4 protein-coding genes are annotated in these 2,382 nt (G+C 36.3%); 2 read left to right on the forward strand and 2 right to left on the reverse strand.

Annotated features, from left to right (window positions below; translation table 11 throughout):
• Positions 1–39: 39 nt before the first annotated feature.
• Positions 40–423, forward strand: coding sequence for an antiterminator Q family protein (locus AACU95_RS02710; protein WP_004242548.1), 384 nt, complete (start codon positions 40–42; stop codon positions 421–423).
• Positions 424–565: 142 nt separating this feature from the next.
• On the forward strand, positions 566–1,429 hold the full coding sequence (locus AACU95_RS02715; RefSeq protein ID WP_004247922.1) for a lipase family alpha/beta hydrolase: 864 nt from the start codon (positions 566–568) through the stop codon (positions 1,427–1,429).
• Between the two features lie 110 nt (positions 1,430–1,539).
• Here the strand turns inward: AACU95_RS02715 and AACU95_RS02720 are convergent, their stop codons facing one another.
• Both AACU95_RS02720 and tnpA read right to left on the reverse strand, forming a co-directional pair.
• On the reverse strand, positions 1,540–1,971 hold the full coding sequence (locus tag AACU95_RS02720; protein ID WP_004247923.1) for a hypothetical protein: 432 nt from the start codon (positions 1,969–1,971) through the stop codon (positions 1,540–1,542).
• Positions 1,972–2,089: 118 nt separating this feature from the next.
• Positions 2,090–2,382: IS200/IS605 family transposase (tnpA, locus tag AACU95_RS02725; protein WP_161737167.1), on the reverse strand; the 293-nt coding region annotated here is incomplete at its 5' end.

Genomic DNA, 2,382 nt, shown 5'->3' on the forward strand with positions numbered 1-2,382 from the left:
TCATATAGTGTATTTTAGAAAGATAAACAGGATGTTTATATGCAAAAAATATCAAAACTAATGGAAGCCTGGGGCTCATGGGTTGTAAATAATAATTTATATATCAATACATTAACAATAAATAAACGTGAAAATGTGCCAATACGTGTTAAATTAAGAAAAGCCTGTACTGATCGCCAAGGCATCATAGTCTCGGTATGTATGAGTAAACTACTAAAAAATCATAAAAAAGATTATGAATTACTAGTCGATTACTATGTATTTGGACAAACATTTATTCAATTAGCACAAGCGCATCGATGCTCTGATACTTATATCGGAAAAAAACTCAAAAAAGCAGAAGGCATTGTGGAAGGGATGTTAATTATGGCCGAATTAATATTTATTATTGAGAAAAATGAAAATAGTACTTTACGATCGTAATTTAAGGCTTATTCTAAACAAACTGATAGCAAATAAAGAATTGCAATAATATTGTTTATTGCAATTTATCTAATGAGTTCAACATTTGCTAATAGGATGTTAGCAATTTAATTAAGTGTTTTTAACCCCAAGGAGTGGATGTATGTCAACGAAATATCCTATCGTTTTAGTTCATGGTTTAGCTGGTTTTAATGAAATTGTTGGTTTTCCCTACTTTTATGGTATTGCAGATGCCTTAAGGCAAGATGGGCATCAAGTTTTTACCGCTTCTCTTTCTGCCTTTAATTCAAATGAAGTGCGTGGCAAGCAGTTGTGGCAATTTGTCCAGACTCTCTTACAAGAGACACAAGCGAAAAAAGTGAATTTTATAGGTCATAGCCAAGGGCCATTAGCTTGTCGTTACGTTGCGGCTAATTATCCTGATAGTGTTGCTTCGGTAACTTCAATTAATGGTGTAAATCATGGTTCAGAAATAGCCGACTTATATCGACGCATTATGCGTAAAGACAGTATCCCAGAATATATTGTCGAAAAAGTATTAAATGCATTTGGTACTATTATCTCAACATTTTCTGGTCATAGAGGCGATCCTCAAGATGCTATTGCCGCATTAGAGTCTTTAACAACAGAGCAAGTCACAGAATTTAATAACAAATACCCACAGGCATTACCTAAAACCCCTGGTGGTGAAGGTGATGAAATCGTCAATGGGGTTCATTACTACTGTTTTGGTAGCTATATTCAGGGATTAATTGCTGGGGAAAAGGGGAATCTACTGGATCCTACTCATGCGGCAATGCGTGTGTTAAATACATTCTTTACTGAAAAACAAAATGACGGCTTAGTTGGTCGCTCGAGTATGCGATTAGGTAAATTGATAAAAGATGATTATGCGCAAGATCATATTGATATGGTTAACCAAGTTGCAGGGTTAGTGGGTTATAATGAAGATATCGTTGCTATTTATACTCAGCACGCTAAATACTTAGCGAGTAAGCAACTTTAATCATGATAAGTAGTCATACTTTGTATACTATTCTGTATACTCTATAGTTATATGATAGCGAGGTGGCGTAAATTATTATGGCCACCTTTTTATTAGATGAAAATATCGAACTAGCGCTGTTTATGCACAGATATAGCAATGTGATAACCCAATAGGTAAAGCGCTTGCTCTAGGCTATCGATTTTTGAAGTTTGATTGATATCGAGTAAACGCTCAATTTGGGCGCTATTTAGATTCATTTTTCTTGCCAGATCTGCCTTTTTAGTTTTTGTTGTTAACATGGCATTATGTAATGCGATTTTTAAGCAACTAATAGGGGGAAGATACACAATAAAATCCCCTGATTGAGGCTCAGAAGGCATAGGGATCGGCATTTTACTCGAAATAAACTCTTCAAGTCCTACATGTAAAATATCTGAGGCTTCTAGTTCAATATCATCTTCTGTATATGCCACTGCATGTATATTGTCAAAATCACGATAAGTAATCTCGTAAGTTTCACTTTCTTCGTCAAAATGGGATGTTGCTGGATAATTGAACATAAATTGCCTAATTAATTTTAAAATTTATGCTCATGATTAAAGCATATTTAGCAGTTTTTATCCAAAGCACCGTAAAACCCCGTCCTTCAGGTCGGGGATATAAGGCGCGGTTTTTTAACTAACTCGGTGTTTCCTGTTGCTCAATGTACTGGCGGATAATGGATATTGCTGCGCCACCACAACTCCCCGCGAAATAACTCGGCGACCAAAGAACCCCCTTGTAGTAATCACGTTGGGCAATATCAGGACGATCACGTCGAAGTAATCGACTCGATACCCCTTTAAGGCTGTTAACCAGATTAGATATCGCCAGTTTTGGCGGGTAATTAATCAGTAAATGAACGTGATCCCGTTCCCCATCCATTTCAACCAGTTCAACATCAAAATCAGCACAAACACTGGCAAAGTAGC

The sequence above is a fragment of the Proteus sp. G4415 genome (assembly GCF_963896075.1).
GTDB classification, from domain to species: Bacteria; Pseudomonadota; Gammaproteobacteria; order Enterobacterales; family Enterobacteriaceae; genus Proteus; species Proteus mirabilis.

What these genes read in the sequence shown, in the direction of transcription:
- AACU95_RS02710 (WP_004242548.1), top strand. Translation starts at nt 40, where the DNA reads ATGCAAAAAATATCAAAACTAATGGAAGCCTGGGGCTCATGGGTTGTA.
- AACU95_RS02715 (WP_004247922.1), top strand. Translation starts at nt 566, where the DNA reads ATGTCAACGAAATATCCTATCGTTTTAGTTCATGGTTTAGCTGGTTTT.
- AACU95_RS02720 (WP_004247923.1), bottom strand. Translation starts at nt 1,971, where the DNA reads ATGTTCAATTATCCAGCAACATCCCATTTTGACGAAGAAAGTGAAACT.